Origin of the sequence: Bacillus sp. FCW2, assembly GCF_021228595.1 — a bacterium.
Classification (GTDB): Bacteria; Bacillota; Bacilli; order Bacillales; family Bacillaceae; genus Bacillus; species Bacillus velezensis.
Genome location: NZ_CP089436.1, coordinates 3,365,728 through 3,388,346 on the forward strand (window position 1 = coordinate 3,365,728; position 22,619 = coordinate 3,388,346).

Below are 22,619 nucleotides of genomic sequence, written 5' to 3' on the forward strand. Positions count from 1 at the left end.
ACATGTCGATACAATCTTTAAAAATCAATCTCGCGGAATGGCTGTTGCTTAAGGTCAAATACCCGTCCCAATTTCATTTCGGAACGGCAGCGGATGGGGCGGGGCTTACAGCGGCAAGAAAAAAGATCATTCTGACGCTGCTCCCGTCCCACGATAATCTCGGCGATCACGCCATCGCCTACGCAAGCAAAACGTTTCTTGAACGGGAGTATCCCGATTTTGACATTGTCGAGGTGGATATGAAGGATATATACAGATCGGCAAAAGCGCTGATCAAAAAGCGCCACCCCGATGATATGGTATTCATCATCGGCGGCGGGAACATGGGGGATTTGTACCGGTATGAGGAATGGACGCGCCGCTTTATTATCAAAACATTCCGGGAATATCGGATCGTTCAGCTTCCGGCGACGGCTCACTTTTCTGAATCAAAAAAGGGACGGAAGGAACTGAAGCGCGCCCGAAAAGTGTACAATGCGCATCCCGACCTTTTGTTAATGGCGAGAGATGAGACGACGTATCAATGGATGAAGCGTCATTTTCCCGGAAAAACAGTGCTCAAACAGCCTGACATGGTCTTATATTTGGATAAAAGCGAGCGGCGCACCCCGCGGGAAGGGATCTACCTCTGTTTACGGGAGGATAAGGAGAGTGCGCTGACGGCTGAGGACAGAACGATGGTAAAAGAAGCTTTGGCAAAAGAGTACGGCGAGCTGTATTCCTTTACCACGACGGTCGGCCGGAGGGTCAGCCGCCATACACGTGAAAAGGAGCTGGAAGCGCTTTGGAATACGCTGAAAGGCGCGGAAGCCGTCGTCACTGACAGGCTTCACGGGATGATTTTTTGTGCGCTGACGAAAACGCCTTGTGTCGTCATTCGTTCGTTTGATCATAAGGTGATGGAAGGCTATCAATGGCTGAAAAACATACCGAACATGACATTGCTTGAGCGTCCCGACCCAGAAGCCGTAACGTCCGCCGTAAACCGGCTGCTCAGCGGCAAGCATGAGGAAGGCGGTTCATTGCGAAGTGTTTATTTTGCCGGGCTGCGCTCGAAAATCAGCGGTGATGCCCAATGACCGCGCCGCTTGTGAGCGTGATCGTGCCGATGTATAAGACAGAGCCTTTTATTAAAGAATGCGCGGTTTCTTTAACAAAACAGACGCTGAGAGACATCGAAATCATTTTCGTCAATGACGGTTCACCGGATCAATCAGGTCGGATTGCTGAACAATTCGCCGCAGAAGATGCGAGAATCCGGGTGATTCATAAAGAAAACGGCGGCCTCAGCTCGGCCCGCAATGCCGGAATAAAAGCCGCCCGCGGCCGTTATATCGGTTTTGCGGACGGCGATGACTATGTGACGGAAACGATGTTCGAGCGGCTTTATGAAGAAGCAGAGAAGAACCGGCTGGATATCGCCGGATGCGGCTATTATAAGGAAACGCCGTCTAAGAAAAGAACATATATGCCGCCGTCCATTCCGGCGGGCCGCGTCTTCACAGCGGATGAAATGACTGCATTGCTGACCCGCGCGCACGAACATCGGTTTATTTGGTATGTGTGGCGCTATATATACCGGCGAGAATCTTTGCAAGGACTGTTGTTCCATGAAGATATCTGGTTTGCCGAGGACTCTCCGTTTAACTTGGCAGCGTTCCGCCAAGCCGCGCGTGTCAAAGTGATAGACGAAGGGCTGTATATCTACCGGGAAAATCCGCAAAGTCTTACAGAAACACCGTTTAAGCCCCACTTAGATCAAGAACTGCAAAAGCAATATAAAGCGAAAATGGCTTTTTATGAGGCGAACGGGCTGACGGACGCCTGCCGGAGCGATATCGATACATATTTGTGCAAGCATCAGATTCCGATGCTGATCGCCAACGCATGCGCCGCCCCGCAGCCGTCACATCAGATTACGGCGCACATCGGCAGAATCTTAACGTATGACATGGTAAAAACGGCGGTGCGCAGCACGCCGTGCCGCCATAAACAGCTGCTGGCGGGGGAGCGCGTGGTGCTCGGCCTGTGCAAAATGCGCCTTCCTCTTCTTCTGCATGCGTTTTTCGAACGGAAATCGAAAGAGAAAGGCAGTGCGGAAGGAGCATGAAATTTGCCATTAATTTCGGCGCCAATGTGACGGCGTTTTTACTATCAGTGTTTTTATCAGTGTGGATGACGCCCTTTATTGTGAAAACATTAGGTGTGGAGGCTTTTGGGTTTGTCCATCTGACACAGAATATCATTAACTATTTCTCTATAATTACCGTTGCGCTGAGCTCTGTCGTTGTGAGGTTTTTCTCCGTCGCCGCCCATAGGGGGAACAGGGACGAGGCCAATGCGTATGTAAGCAATTATTTAGCCGCGTCTGTCGTGATATCTCTATTGCTCGCTGTGCCGCTCGCCGGGACGGCTTTTTTTATTGACAAGATTATGAATGTACCGGCCGGGCTCTTAACGGATGTGAGGCTCTCTATCGTGATCGGCAGCGTGCTGTTTATGCTGACGTTTTTTATGGCGGGGTTCGCGACGGGGCCGTTTTTCGCCAACAAGCTTTATATCACAAGCTCCATTCAGGCCGTGCAAATGCTGGTCAGGGTGCTGTGTGTGCTCGCTCTGTTTACGTGCCTGCCGCCGAAAATCTGGCAGATCCAGCTTTCGGCATTAGCGGGAGCTGTCTGTGCGGCCGTGCTGACTTTTTTCTTCTTTAAGAAATTGATTCCTTGGTTTTCTTTCAGCCGTAAAACCTTGTCATTACAGACGAGCAAAGTGCTGTTTTCGGCCGGTGCCTGGAGCTCTGTCAACCAGATCGGCGTGCTGCTGTTTCTGCAGATTGACCTCATGACGGCCAACCTCGTGCTGGGGCCGTCTGAAGCGGGTGTCTATGCGGCGATTATTCAATTCCCGCTCCTGCTCAGAAGTCTTGCCGGGACGCTTGCTTCACTGTTTGCGCCGGTTTTGACTTCCTACTATTCAAAAGGCGATATGGAAGGCCTCCTGTCTTACGCCAATAAGGCCGTGCGGCTGAACGGGCTTCTGCTCGCGCTTCCCGCCGCATTATTAGGAGGGCTCGCCGAACCGTTTCTGGCGATTTGGCTGGGCCCGTCGTTTGTGCAGACGGCGCCGCTTTTATACATTCACGCCGCGTATTTGGCGGTCAGTCTCTCTGTCATGCCGCTTTTTTACGTATGGACGGCTTTTAATAAACAAAAAACGCCCGCCGTCGTTACTTTATGTTTAGGCGGACTGAATGTCATATTGGCCGTGGTTCTCAGCGGACCGGCACATCTCGGGCTGTACGGCATCACCATCGCCGGTGCAGTCTCGCTCATTTTGAAAAATGCCGTCTTCACGCCGCTGTATGTTTCGCATATTACGGGCTTTCAGAAAACCGCGTTTTACAAAGGCATGTTCGGCCCGTTGGCGGCGGCCGTATTTGCCTGGGCTGTCTGCCGGGGTATCCGGCTGTTTTCACCGCTTGACAGCTGGGCCGGCCTGATCGCCGCGGGGCTTGCCGTATGCATAAGCTATGCCGCATTCGCTTTTTTCTTCATTTGTACGAAAGAAGAAAGGCGGCTTGCTTTACAGAAATGCCGAAAAGTGAAAGGAGCTGTTCAGATTTGAAGGCGAAACGTGTATTTGATATAGCGGCCGCGGTGTTGTTATTGTGCGGCGCGAGCGTTATCCTTCTCTTCGCCATGGCCGCCGTCAGATGCGCCATCGGGTCTCCGGTATTGTTCAAACAGACGAGACCGGGGCATAACGGGCGTCCGTTTACGTTGTATAAACTCAGAACGATGACGGATGCGCGTGATGAAAACGGTGTGCTGCTTCCGGATCATCTCCGCCTGACCAAAACGGGAAGGCTGATCAGAAAACTGAGCATCGATGAGCTTCCCCAGCTTTTTAATGTGCTCAAAGGAGATATCAGTCTGGTCGGCCCCCGCCCTTTGCTGATGGATTATCTGCCGCTTTACACGGCGGAGCAGGCGCGGCGCCACGAGGTGAAGCCGGGGATTACGGGCTGGGCGCAGATTAACGGGAGAAACGCGATTTCATGGGAGGAAAAATTCAAGCTCGACGTGTGGTACGTCGACAACCGCACATTTCTTCTCGACTTAAAGATTCTGCTTTTAACAGTGAAAAAAGTTCTCGTGTCAGAAGGCATACACCAAGCCGGCCATGTGACGGCAAAGCGCTTCACAGGCAGCGGAGATATGTCATCGTGAAAAAGATCGTGCTGATCGGAAACGGCGGACACGGAAAAGTCGTGAAGGAAATCGTGCAGGCCCGTTCCGATATGGAGCTTGCGGGCGTATTGGATGACGGATTCAGCGGTTTTGCCGTTCGGAACGGTTTATATACGGGCCGGACGAAAGACGTGCCCATGCTTCGGAAACTCGTCCCCGAGGCCGTATTCACGATATGCATCGGCCGCAACGGCGTCAGAAAGCAGTTCGCTGAAACGCTTGGGCTTGAAGATGACGATTATGCCGCACTCATTCACCCCGGGGCGATCGTCAGTGAAACGGCTTCCGTCGGACACGGAACGGTTGTGATGGCGGGCGCCGTCATTCAGGCGGGCGCTGACATCGGCGCCCATTGCATCATCAATACGGGCGCGGTTGCCGATCATGACAATGCAATCGGAGATTACGTCCATCTTTCACCGCGCGCGGCGCTTGCCGGCGGAGTGAAAGTCGGGGAAGGAACGCACATCGGAATCGGCGCGTCCGTCATACCGCAGATTGACATCGGCCCTTGGTCCGTTATCGGCGCGGGGGCTGCGGTCATCAGCCGGCTTCCCGGCCATGTGACGGCGGTCGGCGTTCCGGCCCGCGTCATCTCCCCTATCCATAATGAAAAAGGATGATTTCATGCAAACAAACAAACGGATTTATTTGTCTCCGCCTCATATGAGCGGAAAAGAACAGGAATACATCGCAGAAGCCTTCCGATCCAATTGGATTGCCCCGCTCGGTCCGCTCGTCAATTCGTTTGAAGCGCGGCTCGCGGAATATGCGGGAGTGAAAAGCGCGGCGGCCGTAAGCTCGGGAACGGCGGCCATCCATCTTGCCCTGCGGCTTGCGGGTGTGAAAAAAGGAGACGCTGTATTTTGTCCTTCCTTTACGTTTGTCGCCACGGCGAATCCGATTGTGTATGAGCAGGCTGAGCCCGTTTTTATTGATTCGGAATGGGAGACGTGGAATATGTCGCCTGATGCGCTTGAGCGGGCGCTGCGGGATGCAAAGCGGCGCGGCAGACTCCCGAAAGCGGTGATCGCCGTCAATCTTTACGGCCAAAGCGCGAAAATGGATGAATTAATGAGCCTTTGTGACGCATACGGCGTCTGTCTGATTGAAGACGCTGCCGAGTCCTTAGGATCAACATATAAAGGCAGGCAGAGCGGCACGTTCGGCCGTTTCGGTATTTATTCCTTTAACGGCAACAAAATCATTACAACATCGGGAGGCGGCATGCTCGTGTCTGACGATGAAGCCGCGATTGAAAAAGCGAGGTTTCTTGCGTCTCAGGCGAGAGATGCCGCCGTTCATTACCAGCACAGCGAGCTCGGTTATAACTACAGGCTCAGCAACATTCTCGCGGGCGTGGGGATATCGCAGCTGGAAGTGCTTGAAGATCGCGTCCGGGCGAGGAGAGAAATTTTTCACAGGTATCGGGAAGCGCTGGAAACGTATCCGGGCATCCGCATGATGCCGGAGCTTGAAGGAACGGTTTCAAACCGCTGGCTGACGGCTCTGACGCTTGATAACGGCGTGACGCCGGAAGAAGCCGTCGCCTGTCTTGCGGAACAGAATATTGAGGCCCGGCCGCTGTGGAAACCGCTGCATACGCAGCCGCTTTTCTCATCTTCCGTCTTTTATCCTCACAGCGAACATGAGCGTGTCTCTGAGAACCTTTTCAGCCGGGGCATCTGTCTGCCGTCCGGGTCTGACTTGTGTTCTGAGGATCAGCAGCGTGTCATTGACGCACTTGCGCAACTGTTTGAAACGAAAGGGGAGAAAACATGGACAGCCGCCATGTTATGAGCCGATTAAAAGAAACGCTGACGGGTCTGCTCAGCGTTATACCGCCGCAATCTGACATCATATATGCCGACTATCCCCTCTACGGAAATGTAGGGGATTTATTGATAATGAAAGGGACGGAGGCGTTTTTTAAAGCACACGGCATCTGCGTGAAACAGCGCTGGAATCCCGACAATTTTCCATTCGGGCGCCGAGCGGACAAAAAGACGATCATCGTCTGTCAGGGTGGCGGAAATTTCGGGGATCTCTATCCGTACTATCAGACGTTCAGGGAAAAAATCGTCCAATCCTTTCCGGAAAACAGGATCGTCATCCTGCCGCAATCCATTTATTATCAGGATGAGACACGGCTTGGGAAGACAGCGGCGCTTTTTGCGGAGCACAAGGATCTCCACCTGTTTACGAGAGATCGTGTGTCATACGAGACCGCGAAACGCTTTTTTTCGGCGAATCATATCGGGCTTATGCCTGATATGGCCCATCAGCTGTATCCGATCGCGGCGTCAGCGGCTCCGTCACGCGGCAGGCTTCATTTTAGCCGCACGGATGGGGAAATCAATCCGAAGCTGCAAAACAATCCTTCCGTTAAAAGCTGCGACTGGCAGGATGTGCTGTCAGCAAGCGACCGCAGGGGAATCGCTTTTTTCCAAACACTGAATGTTTTGAATAAAAAAGCGGGAAACCCGCTGCCGATTGCGCGGTTTTGGAAACGCTATTCCGATTTCTTGACGAAAAAAGCGGTTCTGTTTTTCAGCAGGTACGAATCGGTGGAAACGTCAAGGCTTCACGGCCACATCCTGTCCTCGCTTCTCGGGAAACCGAATACCGTCATTGATAATTCATACGGGAAAAACGCCAACTATTATTACACCTGGATGCACGAAGCGCCGGACGTCCGTCTGATCGGGGAAACCGCCGGCACGAAGGAAAACCTTCCGCTTTGAATAAGCGGAAGGTTTATTTTGTTTCTCCGCGTTTTACTTTGTTGTACGCCTCATCCAAATGCTGAATTCTTTTGAGCACAACCGAGTTTTTCGTCAGCTGATCCTGAACAAGGGTTGAGACGACGGAGCGGTAATAGCTGTTCATCGCATGAATTCGGTCTTCATTCGGATTCATTTCAATGTGCTGTGTAAAGTTTTCAATAAAATAAGGAACAGAAAAAAGTTCTGACATCTATAAAGCAACTCCTTTTAATAAGTATATACGGTATGAAACCAATCATGTACAATGAAAAAAGGGGAGTGAGCATGATGGATATCAAACTTCAGCAAACACAAATGTTAAAGCCTCAATTAACGCAAGAGCTTAAACAGGCTATCACATTACTCGGATACAATTCCGCGGAACTGGCCGGATATATTGATGAGCTCTCACTGGAAAACCCTCTGATTGAACGAAAGGAAACAGACACGCCGCCACTATCTTACCATAAAACAAATAAAAACAGGATGAAAGAACGGGACGGAAGCCAGCAGATCAGACATACCCGCAAAACGCTGCAGGATTCGCTCAAACAGCAAGCCTTAGATATGAAGCTGTCCGATGATGAGAAAAAGATTTTCAATTATCTGATACATTCATTGGATTCAAACGGATATTTAAAAGAGGACATACCAGCTGCCGCCGACCATGTATCCGCTTCACAAGAGGAGACGGAAGCGGTTCTGAAAAAGCTTCAATCCCTTGAGCCCGCGGGAATCGGCGCCCGGTCTTTGCAGGAATGCATCCTTCTTCAGCTCCGCCGTCTTCCCGAGCGGAACGAACAGGCGGAATGGATTGCCGACGCCTATTTTGAGCTATTTGCAAGAAAGAACTGGAAAGCGCTTACAACGAAAACGGGCATTCCGCTTAAAGACATTCAGGACATCGCTGACATGATCAGCGCGCTTGATCCGAGGCCGGGGCTCCGTTATGCGCATGAGGAGCCGGGTTTTTACGTGGAACCGGATATTTTCATCACGGTGAAAAACGGCATCATTCAAGCGCGGCTCAACAGCCGTTCGTTTCCTGACATCCAGCTTCATGCCCATTATCAGCCGCTCTTGTCAGCTGCCGGGTGCCGTGACACGAAAAATTATCTGTCGGCAAAATATCAGGAATGGCGCTGGCTGAACCGGGCTTTGTCGCAAAGAAAACAAACGATCACGAGAATTATCGGCGTCCTGACTGAACGGCAGGAATCCTTTTTTCTCACAGGAAAAAGCGGAATGCAGCCGCTGACCTTAAGAGAGGTGGCGGAAACGCTGGAGCTCCACGAATCAACGATCAGCCGGGCCATCAAAGGGAAGTACGTTCAGACGCCGTACGGACTGTATGAAATGAAAACATTTTTCTCGGCGAAAGCTGAATCATCGGGGGACGGCGGCGCCTCCAATTATGCCGTAAAAGCGCATCTGGAGGCATTGGTCCATAAAGAAGATAAAAAGAAACCTTTTTCAGACCAAAAGCTTGCCGATCTGCTGCATGAACAATATGACATCCGAATCTCAAGGCGCACCGTCGCCAAATACCGTGACCAATTAAATATTCCGCCGTCATCGGCGAGAAAACGGTACAGCTGAAACCTCCCCGAGCCAAACCCCGGGGAGGTTCTCCGTGTTACGGGATCATCCATGAAAACAGATGATGCTGTAAAAATGTAATAAGACAGACGAGCAGAAGCAAAAACAGACTGTGCTTAATCGTAAAGCGGAAAAGATCGGCTTCCTTGCCCGCCAGACCGACAGCGGCACAGGCAACCGCAATGGATTGCGGAGAAATCATTTTTCCGGTGACACCGCCCGATGAATTGGCGGCGACGGAGAGAACCGGGTCCATCCCAACAGAGAGCGCCGTTACCTTTTGCAATCCGCCGAACAATAGGTTGGCCGACGTATCAGAGCCGGTAATAAATACGCCGAGCCAGCCGAGCACCGGCGAAAAAAAGGTAAACATCGCGCCTGTCATGGCAAGCGCAAGACCGAGTGTCGTGCTCATGCCGGAAGCATTCGTCACATAAGCAAAGCCGACAACAGAAACAATGGTGACGACCGGAAGCGTTAACTCTTTCACCGTCTCTATAAACGCTTCGCCCCATGTCTTCCACGACATGCCGAGGGCGAACTTGGAGATGACGGCGGCAATCAGAATCGCCGTTCCCGCTGAACCGAAAAGCTCAAGTTTGTACACGGCTTCAATCGGCGTGCCGTCCGCCTGAAGAATCTGCTGATTTACAAATGGTACGGGAGGCGTGAAGGTCAATGCACGCCCGGCTGCATTCAGCCAGGAAAGCCACATTGACGTTCCTTCGTAATGACCGGTTAAGGCAGCCTTCACGCCGGGAATCCCCCAGACGGATATCATGGCCGTCAGAAGAAGGAAAGGAGACCACGCTTTAAACACCGCGGCGCCCCCGTACTTGATCGGCGCCCGGTCAGCGGCCGCTGCTGATTCCCGTTCTGCCGCGAAACGAAAGGCCGTTTTCGGTTTCCAAAATTTCAAAAACACAGCGAGCGCGGCCATGGAAACAAGCGCCGACAGCACATCCGGCAGCTCAGGCCCTAAAAAATTCGAGCTTGCGTACTGCACGGCCGCAAAGGAGACGCCGGAAACAAGAATGGCCGGCCATATCTCAAAAGCCTTTTTAAACCCGCTCATCAAAATGATTAAGTAAAGCGGAATAAAGACGGATAAAAACGGAAGCTGCCGGCCGACCATTTGAGAAATTTCCATTGCCGGTATCCCGGTCGGACCTTCGACAGCGGTAATCGGAATGCCGATCGCGCCGAAGGCAACGGGCGCCGTATTGGCAATCAGGCAAATCCCCGCCGCATACAGCGGCTGAAAACCAAGTCCGACGAGCAAAGCGGCCGAGATCGCGACGGGAGCGCCGAAACCGGCGGCGCCTTCTAAAAACGCCCCGAATGAAAAGGCGATGAGCAGCGCCTGCAAACGCCGATCATCTGTAATTGAGAGCACCGAACTCCGGATAATCTCAAACTGTCCCGTTTTCACGGTGATTTTATACAGAAAGACCGATGTGACGATAATCCAGCCGATCGGAAGCAGCCCGTACACCGCTCCCTGAGAAGCGGACATCACCGCTTTTTCCGCCGGCATGCCGTAAACAAATACAGCGATTAAAAGTGAAACGGCTAACGTGAAAAGCCCCGCGATGTACCCCTTCATCCGTTTCACCGCAAGCGCCCAAAAAAAGAAGATAATCGGCACGAGCGCGCAAGCTGCCGATAAAAGCAAATTTCCCCCTAAAGGAGCGTACCCCTGTGTCCATTGCATCCCTAAAAAACCCCTCCTTATGTCATGTAAGCGATTACTTTTTATGATAAGGTCATCTGATGACCGGGTTAATTAGCATTATATTTTGAAAGTTTTGAAAGTACAATACTTTTCTTGAACAAATTGTCTGAACCTGTCGGCGGCACAAAAAAAGAAGTATAATAGACGATAAACATCAAGATTCACAAGTGACGGGGTGATCGCGTTGAAATATAAACAAATTAAAACGAAAAAAATCTACGAGGAAGTCGCTGACGCATTGCTGGAGAAGATAAAAGCGGGCGAGCTTAAGCCGGGTGAAAAGCTTGATTCCGTTCAGGCGCTTTCTGAGAGTTTTCAGGTCAGCCGCTCGGCAGTCAGAGAAGCGCTGTCGGCTTTGAAAGCGATGGGGCTCGTCGACATGAAGCAGGGAGAAGGCACATACATAAGAGAATTTGAGCCGTCTCATGTTTCCCAGCCGCTTTCTTCCGCCCTCTTGATGAAAAAAGAGGACGTCAAACAGCTGCTCGAAGTCAGAAAGCTGCTTGAACTCGGCGTCGCCGCCATGGCCGCTGAAAAACGCACCGAAGACGATTTACAAAAAATCCGCCAGGCTCTCCTGGAGATGAAAGGCATTGACGGAGACGAAGAATTGGGCGAAAAAGCGGATTTTTCCTTTCACATGGCGCTGGCGGAAGCATCACAAAACGGGCTGCTCAAGCATCTCATGAATCATGTCTCCGCGCTCCTTTTGGAAACAATGAGAGAAACGAGAAAAATTTGGCTGTTTTCTAAACGAACGAGCGTGCAGCGATTGTATGAAGAGCATGAACGCATTTACAGCGCCGTCGCCGCCGGAGACGCGGATGAAGCGGAAGCGGCGATGACGGCGCATCTGACGAATGTGGAAGAAGTGCTGGGGGCTTATTTTGAAGAAAATGTATAGAAGCTGACTTGTGAAAGGGGATAACATCACATGCAGGCCGAATCTTTTTTTTCTGACCATGTAAAGAAAGCTCTGACAAACGATCCTCCCGGGGAATGGATGCCGGCAGTTCCGAAAGCGTGCATCCCCCTGCATTCCGGCTATCCCGATCCCGCACTCGTTCCTGATAAGGAGCTGAAAGAAGCCGCCGCCCGCCTTCTGGATGAGGAGCGCGATCTGCCGCTGCATTATATGGGAAGCCCGAGGACGGCCGTTTTAAAAAAGCAGATTCAAGAACGGTTAGCCACCCGCGGCATTCACTGTCGGGACGATGAGCTGCTCATGACGTCAGGCGCCTGTCAGGCGATAGATCTGGCAGCCCGGGTTTTCCTCGATGAACAAACCGCCGCTGCCGTTGAAGCTCCGGTCTATATGGAAGCGCTCGAGATTTTTAAAAATTACACACCGCATATCATGAGCATTCCGACAGATCAAGAGGGCCTGCAAACAGAAACATTAGCGTTCATGCTTGAGGAAAGAAAACGAAAAGGGCTTCTGATTCCCCGTCTTCTCTACACGATACCCGCTTTTCAGAATCCTGCGGGAACCGTAATGTCAGCGAAGCGGAGAACCCGCCTGCTTCAGCTTGCCGAAGCGTATGATTTTCTCATCTTGGAGGATGATGCATACGGTGAGCTCGGATTCACCGATATTCCGCCGCCTTTGAAAGCCATGGATCAAAACGGCCGGGTGCTGTACGCCGGTTCATTATCAAAAGTCATCGCCCCGGGTATGAGGATCGGCTGGATTGCAGGGAACGCCGCATTCATCACGGCATTGTCATGGTTAAAAAAAGACTTAGGCCACCCGTTTTCCCAAGCGGTGACCGCCGTCTATCTGGAACAAACGAATGTGGAAGAACGGCTCGCCGCCTTGCGGGAAGCATATCGAAGCAAACGTGACGTTTTGCTCGCCGCATCAGCGCGATATCTTCCGGAATCCGCATCCTGGCACGTGCCTGAAGGCGGTTACTTTGTATGGGTGAAAGCGCCTGGGGCGGATACATCCGCAATGCTGGCGAGGGCTCTTTCTCACGGCGTTTCCTATGTACCCGGTAAATATTTTTTTCTGCATCAGGAAGACGGTGCCGAATATCTTCGCCTGTCGTTCAGTTATGCCGGTAAAGCCGCGATAAAAGAGGGTGTGCAAAAACTGGGACGTCTGCTGGAAAACGGGGTGTAGAGCAGCATGAGGAGCTTTCGGGCTTCTCTTTTTTTGTCCCCTTCAGCACATCAGGCGAAAGGATTTTTCAGAAAAACCTTCCAATCCATATTCAGAATAGTGTAGGATATTCATAGAGCTTTCCTAAAAACAGGTCATCAGATGACCGGATCACATATTGAGGATGAAAGAGGGGTTCATCATGAAAGTCTCATTATTTGTCACGTGCCTTGTGGATATGTTCCAGACCAATGTCGGAAAGGCGACGGTTGAGGTGCTGGAACGGCTCGGGTGTGAGGTGGATTTTCCCGAGGGGCAGATTTGCTGCGGGCAGCCCGCATACAACAGCGGGTATGTGACGGATGCGAAAAAAGCGATGAAGCGGATGATTGCCGCGTTTGAAGAAGCGGAGTACGTTGTCAGTCCGTCAGGTTCCTGTACGACGATGTTCCGTGAATATCCGCATCTGTTTCAGGACGATCCGAAGTGGGCGGCAAAAGCGCAGCAGCTTGCGGACAAAACATATGAGTTAACAGATTTTATCGTCAACGTTCTCGGGGTGGAGGATGTCGGGGCGGTGCTGCAAAAAAAAGCGACAGTCCATACATCGTGCCACATGACGAGGCTGCTCGGCGTGTCGGAGGAGCCGATGAAGCTTTTGCGCCATGTCAAGGGGCTCGAGCTGACCGCGCTTCCCGGAAAGCACCAATGCTGCGGATTCGGAGGAACGTTTTCTGTGAAAATGGCGCAAATCTCTGAACAAATGGTGGATGAGAAGGTCGCCTGCGTGGAAGACACGGAGGCCGAAGTGCTGATCGGGGCGGATTGCGGCTGTCTGATGAATATCGGCGGGCGTCTTGACCGTAAGGATAAAAACGTCAGAGTCATGCACATCGCCGAAGTGCTGAACAGCAGATAACACGGGAAACAACAAGGGGGGAAAATCATGGCGATGAAAATCGGTACCGCCGCTTTTAAAGAGCGGGTATCAGAAGGAATAGATAATGAGTTTATGAGAGGAGCCGTCTCCGGAGCGCAGGAACGGCTCAGGACAAGAAGGCTTCAGGCGGCCGAAGAATTGGGAAACTGGGAGGATTGGCGTTCCCATGCGGAAGAAATCAGACAGCATGTGCTGGACAATCTTGATTTCTATTTGGAACAGCTCGCCGAAAACGTCGCCAACAGAGGCGGACATGTCTTTTTCGCCGAAACGGCGGAAGAAGCGTCCTCCTATATCCGCGATGTCATCCGGCAGAAAAACGCCAAAAAAATCGTAAAATCCAAATCCATGGTGACAGAAGAAATCAATATGAACGAAGTGCTTGAGGAAGAGGGCTGTGAAGTCACAGAAACGGATCTCGGCGAATACATTCTCCAGATTGACGACCACGATCCGCCGTCACATATCGTTGCTCCCGCTCTTCACAAAAACAAAGAGCAGATCCGTGACGTGTTTAAAGAGAGACTCGAATACAAACAGACGGAAAAACCGGAAGAGCTCGTCATGCACGCGCGCAGCGTTCTCCGGAAAAAATTTCTCGAAGCGGATGTCGGCATTACAGGCTGCAACTTTGCGATCGCGGATACCGGATCGGTCAGTCTCGTGACGAACGAAGGAAACGGCCGCCTTGTATCCGCGCTGCCGAAGACGCAGATCACCGTGATGGGAATGGAGCGGATCGTTCCGTCATTTTCTGAGTTTGAAGTGCTTGTCAGCATGCTGACGAGAAGCGCGGTCGGCCAGCGGCTTACAAGTTACATTACGGCGCTGACGGGACCTCGTCAGCAAGGAGAAGCTGACGGGCCTGAGGAATTCCACCTTGTGGTTGTGGACAACGGGCGTTCCCGCATACTCGGCACGGAATTCCAATCGGTGCTGCAATGTATCCGCTGCGCCGCCTGCATCAACGTCTGTCCGGTGTACCGGCATGTCGGCGGACACTCGTACGGGTCCATCTATTCGGGTCCGATCGGCGCCGTCTTATCGCCTCTTCTCGGCGGATATGACGAATACAAGGAGCTCCCGTACGCATCTTCCTTATGTGCGGCCTGTACGGAAGCATGTCCCGTTAAAATTCCGCTGCACGAGCTGCTGCTCAAGCATCGGCAGAACATCGTGGAAAAAGAGGGCAAAGCGCCGATCAGCGAAAAACTGGCGATGAAAGCCTTCGGGCTCGGCTCGTCATCCCCGTCCCTTTATAAAATGGGATCGAAATGGGCGCCTGCCGCCATGACGCCGTTTACGGAAGATGACAAAATATCAAAAGGGCCGGGGCCGTTAAAAGAATGGACGGCAATACGGGATTTCCCGGCGCCGCATAAATCGAGATTCAGAGATTGGTTTAAAGACCGGGAAAAACAAAAGGGGGAAGAATGATGATGAAAGGGACGGTTACACATCAGGAATCCTTTTTAAACCGGATCGCCGAAAATCTGGGCAGAGAGCGCAGAAAATCAGGCGTGTCCCTGCCTGAATGGAAGTATCAGCCTCAATATCAAACGCATGCGGACTGTACGGAAGACGATCTTGTTACGATGCTGAAAGACCACTGCGTCAACATTCATACCGAACTGATCGAAACGGATGCAGCCGGGCTTTACGACGCTTTGCGCACGCAGGTGAACCGCTTTGAAGGAGGGCCTGTCATCATTCCGAAGGACAGCCGGTTTGAAACGTACGGCTTGCAGACCCTTATGACAGAAGAGTGGCCGGATGAAGGGATTCCCGTTTGGGAATGGGACGCGGAACAAGGAGCGAAAAATATTGAAAAAGCGGAACAAGCGAATGTGGGCATTACATTCAGCGAGATCACGCTTGCGGAATCAGCCACCGTCGTTTTGTATGCGTCAGAGCATGCCGGCCGTTCTGTCAGCCTGCTTCCGACCACCTATATCGCAATCATCCCGAAATCTTCCATTGTGCCGAGAATGACACAGGCCAGCGATATACTGAAACAGCAGATCAGAGACGGCGTCACCGTTCCTTCCTGCATCAACTATATTACTGGACCGAGCAACTCGGCCGATATCGAAATGGATTTGGTTGTCGGCGTCCACGGACCCGTTAAAGCCGCTTATATCCTTGTGAATGACCGATAAAAAAACAAACCCCGGTTTGCGGCCGGGGTTTGTTTTTATATAAACGCGTTAATGATCATGATAAAACAGATCGCACTGACAGAAATAATCGTTTCCATCGCCGTCCATGTCAGGAACGTTTCTTTGACCGTCATTCCGAAATACTCTTTAATGAGCCAGAAACCGGAGTCATTGACATGTGACAGAATCAAAGAGCCCGCTCCCGTTGCCAAAACGAGAAGTTCACTGCTGACGCCCGGCATGACAGATGCAATCGGTGCAACAATGCCGGCCGCCGTCATCATGGCGACAGTCGCTGAACCTGTGGCGACACGGATGACCGCTGCGATCGTCCAGCTTAAAAGAACGGGAGAGAAGCTTGAATGCTTCGCAATGTCAGCAATATACGTGCCGACGCCTGAATCAATCAGGACGTTGTTAAAAGCGCCGCCGGCTCCGATCACAAGCAGAATGGAAGCGATCGGTCCGAGACAGTCATTGCTGAATTTTAAAATGCTTTCTCTGTCAAAGCCCTGATAAAAACCAAGGCTGAAAAAGGAGTACACCGTGGCGATCAAAAGCGCCGTGACAGGGTCGCCGATAAATTTAAAAGTTTCATAGAGCGCGCTTTTTTCCGGAAGCGCAATTTCGGCAAGCGTTGCCATAAGCATCAGGATCACCGGTACCAATATCGTAAACAATGTATTTGCGAATCCCGGAAGCTTGCGTTTTTCATTCCGTTCAATAAATTGTTTTTTCAACAGTTCGGGAACGGGTTTATGAATGCGCTTACCAATCCATTTTCCGTAAAGCGGCCCCGCGATGATGGCAGTCGGAATGCCGACGATTAAAGAAAACAAAATCGTTTTTCCGACATTGGCGTGATAAATGCCGACAGCCGCCATCGCCGCCGGGTGGGGCGGAACCAATCCGTGCACGACGGAAAGTCCCGCAAGGAGCGGAATCCCGATCGTCACTAATGAAACGCCGGTTTCAATCGCAATCGTAAACAAAAGCGGCACGAGCAGGACGAAACCGACCTGGAAAAAGACCGGGATGCCGACGATAAAAGCGACGGCCATCATCGCCCAATGCACTTTCTTTTTGCCGAAGCGGCCGATCAGGGTGTGGGCGATACGCTCCGCACCGCCTGATTCAGCCATCATTTTTCCGAGCATCGTACCGAGGGCCAGCACGATCGCAAGCAGCGACAGCGTATTGCCGAGCCCGGTTTTCATCGAAGCGATAATGTCCGGCAGATTCATGCCCGTTGCGAAACCGACAAGGATGGATGTAATCAAAAGACTGATAAACGGATTTAATTTAGCGACCGTAATCAATAAGAGTAAAACGATAATAGCGGCAATGACAATAAACAGTAACATGACCTTTTCACCCTTTCAAAGAAGAATTAACGGCTTTGTTTGAGCTGAAATTCACTGATGACGTCAAATTCATCTTTGAGCTTGTCATACAGCCGCTCGTATAAGTAAAACAGCTCAATATATGTTTCGCTGTTTTTGACGTTCGGTTCATGACGGTGAGAAATTCTGATCCAGTCCTGAACATCCTCGATCCGTTCCATTTCGCCAAGGCTGTGCAAAGCGAGAACGGCCGCTCCGAGCGCCGAGGCTTCGTAACTTTCCGGAACGAGGACTTCCCGTCCCATCGTATCGGACAAAATCTGCCTCCAAAGCGGCGATCTCGCAAATCCTCCTGAAGCCCGCACGTCTTTTGCGGGGCCCGCCAAATCTCTCAGTGCGACACCGATTGAAAAGACGCTCATGATGACGCCTTCCAGCACCGCTCTGATAAAATGCTCCCGTTTATGGCGGAGGCTGATGCCGAAAAACGTTCCGCGGGCATTCGGATTCCAAAACGGCGCGCGCTCCCCTGATAAAAACGGCAGAAACAGCAATCCCTCAGAGCCTGCGGGCACTTTATCAGCGATATCAATCATTAAATCGTACGGATCAATGCCGAGCCGCTTCGCCGTTTCGACTTCCGGAGAAGCGAATTCGTCTCGAAGCCAGCGCAGCATAATGCCTCCGTTATTCGTCGGGCCTCCGATGACCCAATGCTTGTCAGTCAGCGCGTAACAGAATGTCCGCGCTTTTTCATCCATAATCGGCGCATCCGTCACCGAACGCACGGCTCCGCTCGTTCCGATCGTAACGGCCACTTCGCCTTTGCCGATCGCGCCGACTCCAAGGTTGGCGAGCACGCCGTCATTTGCGCCGATAATAAACGGTGTATCCGCATGAATGCCCATCCGTGCAGCGATTTCCGGCGCAAGGCCGCGCAGCTGATGAGTGGTCGGCACGATGTCCGACAGCTGATCTTCCCGGATTCCGGCAATCCGGAGCGCTTCTTCATCCCAGGAAAGCGTATCTAAACGGAACAGCCCCGTTGCCGAAGCGATCGAATAATCGACGACATAAGTTCCGAAAAACTCGTGCAGAATATATTCTTTCATACTGATGAATTTGGCGGTTTTCGCGAATGTCTCCTTGTCCTGTTCTTTCATCCAGACAATTTTGGAAAGCGGAGACATCGGGTGAATCGGCGTACCCGTTCTTTTATAAATATCAAAACCGTTCATCTCTTTTAAAATCCGTTTTGATTGCTCGGCGCTGCGGTTGTCCGCCCAAATGATGCTTTTGGTCAGCAGGCCGCCGTTTTGATCGACAGCTATCAATGAGTGCATGGCGGTGCTGATGCCGATTGCAAGCAGATTGTCAGGACTCAGTCCGGCCTTTGTGACGGCTCCCCTGATGCTTCCGATAACCGCTTCCAAAATGTGCTCAGGATCCTGCTCGGCCCATGCCGGCTTTGGCTGTATTAAATCATAGTGAACCGAATGCTTGGCTAACACTTTGCCTCTTGGTCCGAACAGAACGGCTTTCGTACTGGTTGTGCCGATATCCAGACCGATAACAGCTTGGGTTTCCTTCATAATATATCCCGCCTAATCTGATTGAATAATAAGATAGATTGATAATGTATGCCCTTACAAAGTCAATTATAGGAATAATTTTTTTATAAATCAACGATGAAGAAGAAAATTTTTTTCATAAAATTGCCTCAATTCCCGCTGTATCGGCATTCTCTCTTTTGAAAAATAAATATTCAGAAAGCGATTACAAACGTTTGTGCGCGATCATTTTTCTGATTTGCTGCAAGTTGGCGAGCGTTTTCTCCTGCCGCAGCCGGGCCGTGGCGAAATACAGTGTATCAATGACCGACAGCTGGGCAAGCCTTGCGGACATTGCTTCCGTTCTGAAAGCCGTCTCCCTTGTTGACGTATACAGCACCACGTCGGAAATCTGGGTGAGCGGCGACTTTTGGTAGCTTGTAATGCCGATCGTGCCAGCGCCGAGCGATTTGGCCATTTTCACCGCGTCAAGCACGTCCTTATTGCTTCCCGAATGAGAAATGCCGATGACTGCGCTTTCGGGACCGAGAAGACCCGCTGACATCGCCTGAAAGTGAGAATCTGTGTGCGCGATGCAATTTATACCCGTACGCATAAATTTATGATACGCGTCAGTGGCGATCAGCCCGGAACCGCCGTTTCCGTAAAATTCGATTCTGTCTGCGCGGTGGATCATTTCTACCGCTTTTTCAACGTCGGCCGGATCTAATAAATGAAAGGTATCGGTCAGACCGGAAATGTTTGTGCGGAAAACTTTCTGGATGATGACTTCGATATCGTCGTCGGGGCTCATTTCTTCATGAATGTGCTGCACCGGCTCCTGAACGATCTCCTGAGCAAGCGCGATTTTTAAATCCTGATAGCCGGAAAAACCGAGCCGTTTGCACAGCCTGAAAATCGTCGCTTCAGAGCTTTTCGTTTTTTCCGCCAGCTGAATGATGGAAAGGTGAACCACGTCTTTCGGTTCCTTCACGATATGGTCTGCAATCGCTCTCAATTTTGGCGACAAACCTTTGCTGGCCGCCTGAATCTTCCCGATGCTGCTTGAATTCACAGGGGTCATGCTATAACCTCCCTACTTGAATGTAAACGCATACTTTTATGATAAAGCAAGTTTCAATATAAGGAAAACAGAATTTTAAAATTGTTTTTTCAATTTTGTATATAAAAAAAGAGAAAAAGCCGCCGATGATAGAAAGTGAGGAGGCACCTGAATGAAAAAAGTATGGATTCTCGTCATATCATTCGGCATTGCGCTTGCGCTGTTTTTATACGCAAACACAAAGGTGAAAGCGGAAAGCGCGGCGCCCGGAAAGCAAAGCCTTGTGTCCGGATTTCAGCTGAAATTTCCGAATCACCGGGTAGGACAATAGGCGGCAAAAATTAGTATTGACTTTGAAAATAGAAGACTGTATATTATGATACTATATTCAGAAAATAAAAACTCAAGAGATTCATTTAACATAAAACACTGTGAACGGGAGCAGTAAAAGAATCCAGTCAGAAAAAGAGAGCCGCGGGTTGGTGCAACGCGGACTGATTGTTCTTTGAACTCGCCCGGAAGTGGCAGGGCGGAACGGAATTGTCGGAATATTCCCTATGTCCTAACGGCTGACCTTCGTTAAAAGGTTTTTAAGCTGGATTCCGGATATTTCGGGATCAACAAGAGTGGTACCGCGGCTGCCTAAGGCACGCCGTCTCTTTTCCTAAAGAGGCGGCGTGCTTTTTTATGTGATGAACACTTTTTGCGAGAGGGCGTGTGATAGATGGAAAAGGACAAGCAAACGTTAAAACGGACGATGTCGTCCAGACACATTATGATGATGGCGCTTGGAGGCGCAATCGGGGCCGGGCTCTTTAAAGGCAGCAGCACGGCGATTGATGAATCGGGGCCGTCCGTGCTGTTGGCCTACCTCCTCGGCGGAATCATTCTGCTGTTTATTATGCAAGGGCTGGCCGAAATGGCAGTCAGAAACAAACATGCAAGGACGTTCCGTGATTTGGTTCAGCAGTCGCTCGGATCGTACGCTGCATACTTTTTAGATTGGATCTATTGGAAAATGTGGGTGCTCAATATTGCCGCGGAGGCGGTCGTAGCCGCCATTTTCATTCAATATTGGCTGCCGGAATGTCCGATATGGATACTGGCTCTGATCATTTCCATCGTGGTGACGGTCGTAAACATGCTTTCTGTGAAACTGTTTGCCGAGACGGAGTACTGGCTCGCGCTTATTAAAATTACAGTGATTGTCATCTTTATTTTATGCGGTATTCTGCTTTTATTTTTCTCATTCGGCAATCACACGGCGCCGGGGCTGTCTCATTTAACGGATCACGGAGGATTTTTCCCGCATGGAGCGGGGGGCGTCATTACGGCGATGCTCGTCGTGATCTACTCATACGGCGGAACGGAAATCATCGGCGTCACGCTGGCGGAGACAAAAAATCCCGAAAAGGTGATCCCGAAAGCTGTCCGAAGCACGTTAACGCGGATTGTCGCTTTTTACTTGCTGCCGTTCTTCATCATCGTCAGCCTGATTCCTTGGAATCAAGTCAACAGCGTTCCCGAAAGCCCGTTTGTCATAGTATTTAAGATGATCGGAATTCCGGGTGCCGACCATATTATGAATGCCGTCATTCTTCTTGCGATTATCTCGTCTATGAATTCGGGACTGTACGGATCATCCCGCGTCTTGTTTACGCAGGCTTCTGACGGCCGGGTGCCGAAAGTTTTTTCAAAACTATCGAAGAAAAAGGTTCCCGTCTATGCGATTCTGACTTGTACGTCATTTTTATATGTAGGCGTCCTGATTTCTTTATTCGCAGGAAGCCGGACGTTTAATTATTTGATGGGTTCACTCGGCTATACCGTGCTGTTCATCTGGCTGATTATCGGCTTCGCCCATTTGAAATCAAGAAAACATTCAACAGAACAGCCGGCTTATTACGTCAAATGGTTCCCATACACGACATGGTTCGCGGTGCTTGCGCTTTTGGCCATCCTGATCGGCGTAATTGCGACGACATCCATCGTCATCACATGCATCACTGCGGCCATCTATCTCCTCATTACGGCTGCGTATCTTGTGAAAGGGAGACGTCAATAAATAAAAAAACTCTTGCCCCGCGGCAAGAGTTTTTTTAATGAACGGCCTTTTTTTCTGCGGCCAGAGCAGGTGTTTTCAGTTTTTTCGGTGTTATATTCACAAAACAAATGCTTGTGACGATCAGAAGCAGTCCGGCTAAAAGGCTGACGGTAAGCGGCTCATGCAGGAATATCGAGCTGACGACAATGGATATGAGCGGGATCAGGAAGGTGTAAGAGGCAACCTTGCTTGCTTCCCCTGAACCGACAAGCGTAAAAAAGGCGAGCCAGCCGAGCGCGATAACAAAAACTGAAATGAACAGAAGGCTCAGAATGAACGGAGCTTTCCATTGAATGGCTGAAAAGCTTTCTGAAAAATGGCCGGAGCTGACAAGCAGCACGCCGCCGATCAGAAGCTGAAGAGCGACCATCCAGATAGAATCCGCGCGTCCGCCCGTTCTTTTCACATATACCGTGCCGAGCGCCCAGCTGACCGCAGAGCCTAAGGCCAAAAGAATGCCGGCGATGGAAATATGGCCTCCGAAACCGGCTGCGCTGATGACGGCGACACCGGCAAAGCCCAGAATAAGACCGGCTATTTTTAAAGGATACATCGATTCCCCGAGCCACAGCCAAGAAAAAACGCCCATTAAAACCGGCTGGAAAAACACGATGGCTGAAAATAAGCCGGCAGGCAGGTAATTCAATCCGACCGTTTGCAGGCCGTAAAATAAAGTAATATTTAAAATGGCAGAAATAAGATAGATCGGCCACGTTTCTTTAAAACGCAGCTTTTTAAAACGGGGCAGCGCCACCATTAATAATAGAAGTCCGCCGATCAGCGTGCGGATTCCGGCAAACAGAAGAGGCGGCGAATAGGCAAGCGCGGCCTTTGTCAGCGGCCAGTTAATTCCCCATACCGTGACTAGAAACGCCAGCATAAGAGCCGTCTGTATTTTCGAAAGCTGTTTCACGTCGTTCACTCCTTGTAGAACAATTCCATCATATGATACGGTAATCAGTAAGATAAATAAAATGAATCTTTTTTATAAGGAGCATAAGTAAAAC

At 50.8% G+C, this 22,619-nt stretch carries 21 protein-coding genes and 1 other annotated feature; of the genes, 15 read left to right on the forward strand and 6 right to left on the reverse strand.

Features of this window, described 5'->3' with window-relative positions:
- The first annotated feature begins 2 nt into the window (after window positions 1-2).
- From K3G25_RS16765 to K3G25_RS16795, 7 genes are read left to right on the forward strand one after another with little or no spacing between them, the layout of a single operon-like run.
- Entirely contained in the window at window positions 3-1,079 is a 1,077-nt protein-coding gene (locus K3G25_RS16765; protein WP_063636468.1) for a polysaccharide pyruvyl transferase family protein, read from the forward strand.
- Window positions 1,076-2,110 (forward strand): glycosyltransferase, encoded by a 1,035-nt coding sequence (locus K3G25_RS16770; RefSeq protein ID WP_232489423.1) that lies wholly within the window; start codon window positions 1,076-1,078, stop codon window positions 2,108-2,110. Before K3G25_RS16765 ends, K3G25_RS16770 begins: the two co-directional genes overlap by 4 nt.
- The gene (locus K3G25_RS16775; RefSeq protein ID WP_137987886.1) at window positions 2,107-3,624 is read left to right on the forward strand and encodes an MATE family efflux transporter; all 1,518 of its coding nucleotides are present in this window, start codon (window positions 2,107-2,109) and stop codon (window positions 3,622-3,624) included. The genes K3G25_RS16770 and K3G25_RS16775 overlap by 4 nt, the downstream gene beginning before the upstream one ends.
- Entirely contained in the window at window positions 3,621-4,229 is a 609-nt protein-coding gene (locus K3G25_RS16780; protein ID WP_007407383.1) for a sugar transferase, read from the forward strand. The genes K3G25_RS16775 and K3G25_RS16780 overlap by 4 nt, the downstream gene beginning before the upstream one ends.
- Window positions 4,226-4,873: an acetyltransferase gene (locus K3G25_RS16785; protein WP_094296307.1), complete on the forward strand. Its 648-nt coding sequence runs from the start codon at window positions 4,226-4,228 to the stop codon at window positions 4,871-4,873. The genes K3G25_RS16780 and K3G25_RS16785 overlap by 4 nt, the downstream gene beginning before the upstream one ends.
- Before the next feature lie 4 nt (window positions 4,874-4,877).
- Window positions 4,878-6,050, forward strand: coding sequence for an aminotransferase class I/II-fold pyridoxal phosphate-dependent enzyme (locus tag K3G25_RS16790; protein ID WP_014418926.1), 1,173 nt, complete (start codon window positions 4,878-4,880; stop codon window positions 6,048-6,050).
- A complete protein-coding gene (locus K3G25_RS16795; protein ID WP_022553815.1) occupies window positions 6,029-6,994 on the forward strand; it encodes a polysaccharide pyruvyl transferase family protein in 966 nt (321 codons plus the stop codon). The genes K3G25_RS16790 and K3G25_RS16795 overlap by 22 nt, the downstream gene beginning before the upstream one ends.
- A 13-nt stretch (window positions 6,995-7,007) precedes the next feature.
- On the opposite strand, the gene yvfG is transcribed toward K3G25_RS16795, so the two are convergent.
- On the reverse strand, window positions 7,008-7,226 hold the full coding sequence (gene yvfG, locus K3G25_RS16800; RefSeq protein ID WP_003151570.1) for a protein YvfG: 219 nt from the start codon (window positions 7,224-7,226) through the stop codon (window positions 7,008-7,010).
- A 77-nt stretch (window positions 7,227-7,303) separates the two neighbouring features.
- Here yvfG and rpoN point away from each other — a divergent pair, with 77 nt between their 5' ends.
- Window positions 7,304-8,614 carry an RNA polymerase factor sigma-54 gene (gene rpoN, locus K3G25_RS16805; RefSeq protein WP_032863924.1) on the forward strand — a complete coding sequence of 437 codons (1,311 nt, stop codon included), beginning with the start codon at window positions 7,304-7,306 and terminating at the stop codon, window positions 8,612-8,614.
- 37 nt (window positions 8,615-8,651) lie between these two features.
- Here the strand turns inward: rpoN and lutP are convergent, their stop codons facing one another.
- Window positions 8,652-10,328, reverse strand: a complete 1,677-nt coding sequence (gene lutP / locus K3G25_RS16810; protein WP_021495226.1) for an L-lactate permease LutP — start codon at window positions 10,326-10,328, stop codon at window positions 8,652-8,654.
- A gap of 205 nt (window positions 10,329-10,533) precedes the next feature.
- On the opposite strand from lutP, the gene K3G25_RS16815 reads away from it, so the two are divergent.
- From K3G25_RS16815 to K3G25_RS16835, 5 genes are all read left to right on the forward strand, one after another.
- Window positions 10,534-11,253: an L-lactate utilization/bacilysin biosynthesis transcriptional regulator LutR gene (locus tag K3G25_RS16815; RefSeq protein ID WP_021495225.1), complete on the forward strand. Its 720-nt coding sequence runs from the start codon at window positions 10,534-10,536 to the stop codon at window positions 11,251-11,253.
- A gap of 30 nt (window positions 11,254-11,283) precedes the next feature.
- A complete protein-coding gene (locus K3G25_RS16820; protein ID WP_207169013.1) occupies window positions 11,284-12,474 on the forward strand; it encodes an aminotransferase-like domain-containing protein in 1,191 nt (396 codons plus the stop codon).
- 181 nt (window positions 12,475-12,655) lie between these two features.
- A complete protein-coding gene (locus K3G25_RS16825; protein ID WP_014418920.1) occupies window positions 12,656-13,372 on the forward strand; it encodes a (Fe-S)-binding protein in 717 nt (238 codons plus the stop codon).
- A gap of 27 nt (window positions 13,373-13,399) precedes the next feature.
- On the forward strand, window positions 13,400-14,830 hold the full coding sequence (locus K3G25_RS16830) for a LutB/LldF family L-lactate oxidation iron-sulfur protein (protein ID WP_007407375.1): 1,431 nt from the start codon (window positions 13,400-13,402) through the stop codon (window positions 14,828-14,830).
- Window positions 14,830-15,552: a LutC/YkgG family protein gene (locus K3G25_RS16835; RefSeq protein WP_021495223.1), complete on the forward strand. Its 723-nt coding sequence runs from the start codon at window positions 14,830-14,832 to the stop codon at window positions 15,550-15,552. Before K3G25_RS16830 ends, K3G25_RS16835 begins: the two co-directional genes overlap by 1 nt.
- Window positions 15,553-15,587: 35 nt before the next feature.
- On the opposite strand, the gene K3G25_RS16840 is transcribed toward K3G25_RS16835, so the two are convergent.
- The 3 genes from K3G25_RS16840 to K3G25_RS16850 form a co-directional block, all read right to left on the reverse strand.
- The gene (locus tag K3G25_RS16840) at window positions 15,588-16,916 is read right to left on the reverse strand and encodes a GntP family permease (RefSeq protein WP_014418918.1); all 1,329 of its coding nucleotides are present in this window, start codon (window positions 16,914-16,916) and stop codon (window positions 15,588-15,590) included.
- Window positions 16,917-16,942: 26 nt separating this feature from the next.
- Window positions 16,943-18,487 carry a gluconokinase gene (gene gntK, locus K3G25_RS16845; protein ID WP_029973560.1) on the reverse strand — a complete coding sequence of 515 codons (1,545 nt, stop codon included), beginning with the start codon at window positions 18,485-18,487 and terminating at the stop codon, window positions 16,943-16,945.
- Window positions 18,488-18,671: 184 nt separating this feature from the next.
- Entirely contained in the window at window positions 18,672-19,529 is an 858-nt protein-coding gene (locus tag K3G25_RS16850) for a MurR/RpiR family transcriptional regulator (RefSeq protein WP_017418881.1), read from the reverse strand.
- A gap of 151 nt (window positions 19,530-19,680) precedes the next feature.
- Here K3G25_RS16850 and K3G25_RS16855 point away from each other — a divergent pair, with 151 nt between their 5' ends.
- Together K3G25_RS16855 and K3G25_RS16860 are read left to right on the forward strand one after the other, a co-directional pair.
- A complete protein-coding gene (locus K3G25_RS16855) occupies window positions 19,681-19,839 on the forward strand; it encodes a hypothetical protein (RefSeq protein WP_014418916.1) in 159 nt (52 codons plus the stop codon).
- A gap of 91 nt (window positions 19,840-19,930) precedes the next feature.
- Window positions 19,931-20,171: a binding site (T-box leader), on the forward strand.
- 61 nt (window positions 20,172-20,232) lie between these two features.
- Window positions 20,233-21,573 carry an amino acid permease gene (locus tag K3G25_RS16860; RefSeq protein ID WP_232489424.1) on the forward strand — a complete coding sequence of 447 codons (1,341 nt, stop codon included), beginning with the start codon at window positions 20,233-20,235 and terminating at the stop codon, window positions 21,571-21,573.
- A 34-nt stretch (window positions 21,574-21,607) separates the two neighbouring features.
- Here K3G25_RS16860 and K3G25_RS16865 read toward each other — a convergent pair whose 3' ends face one another.
- Window positions 21,608-22,525: a DMT family transporter gene (locus tag K3G25_RS16865; protein WP_003151595.1), complete on the reverse strand. Its 918-nt coding sequence runs from the start codon at window positions 22,523-22,525 to the stop codon at window positions 21,608-21,610.
- Window positions 22,526-22,619 lie beyond the last annotated feature (94 nt).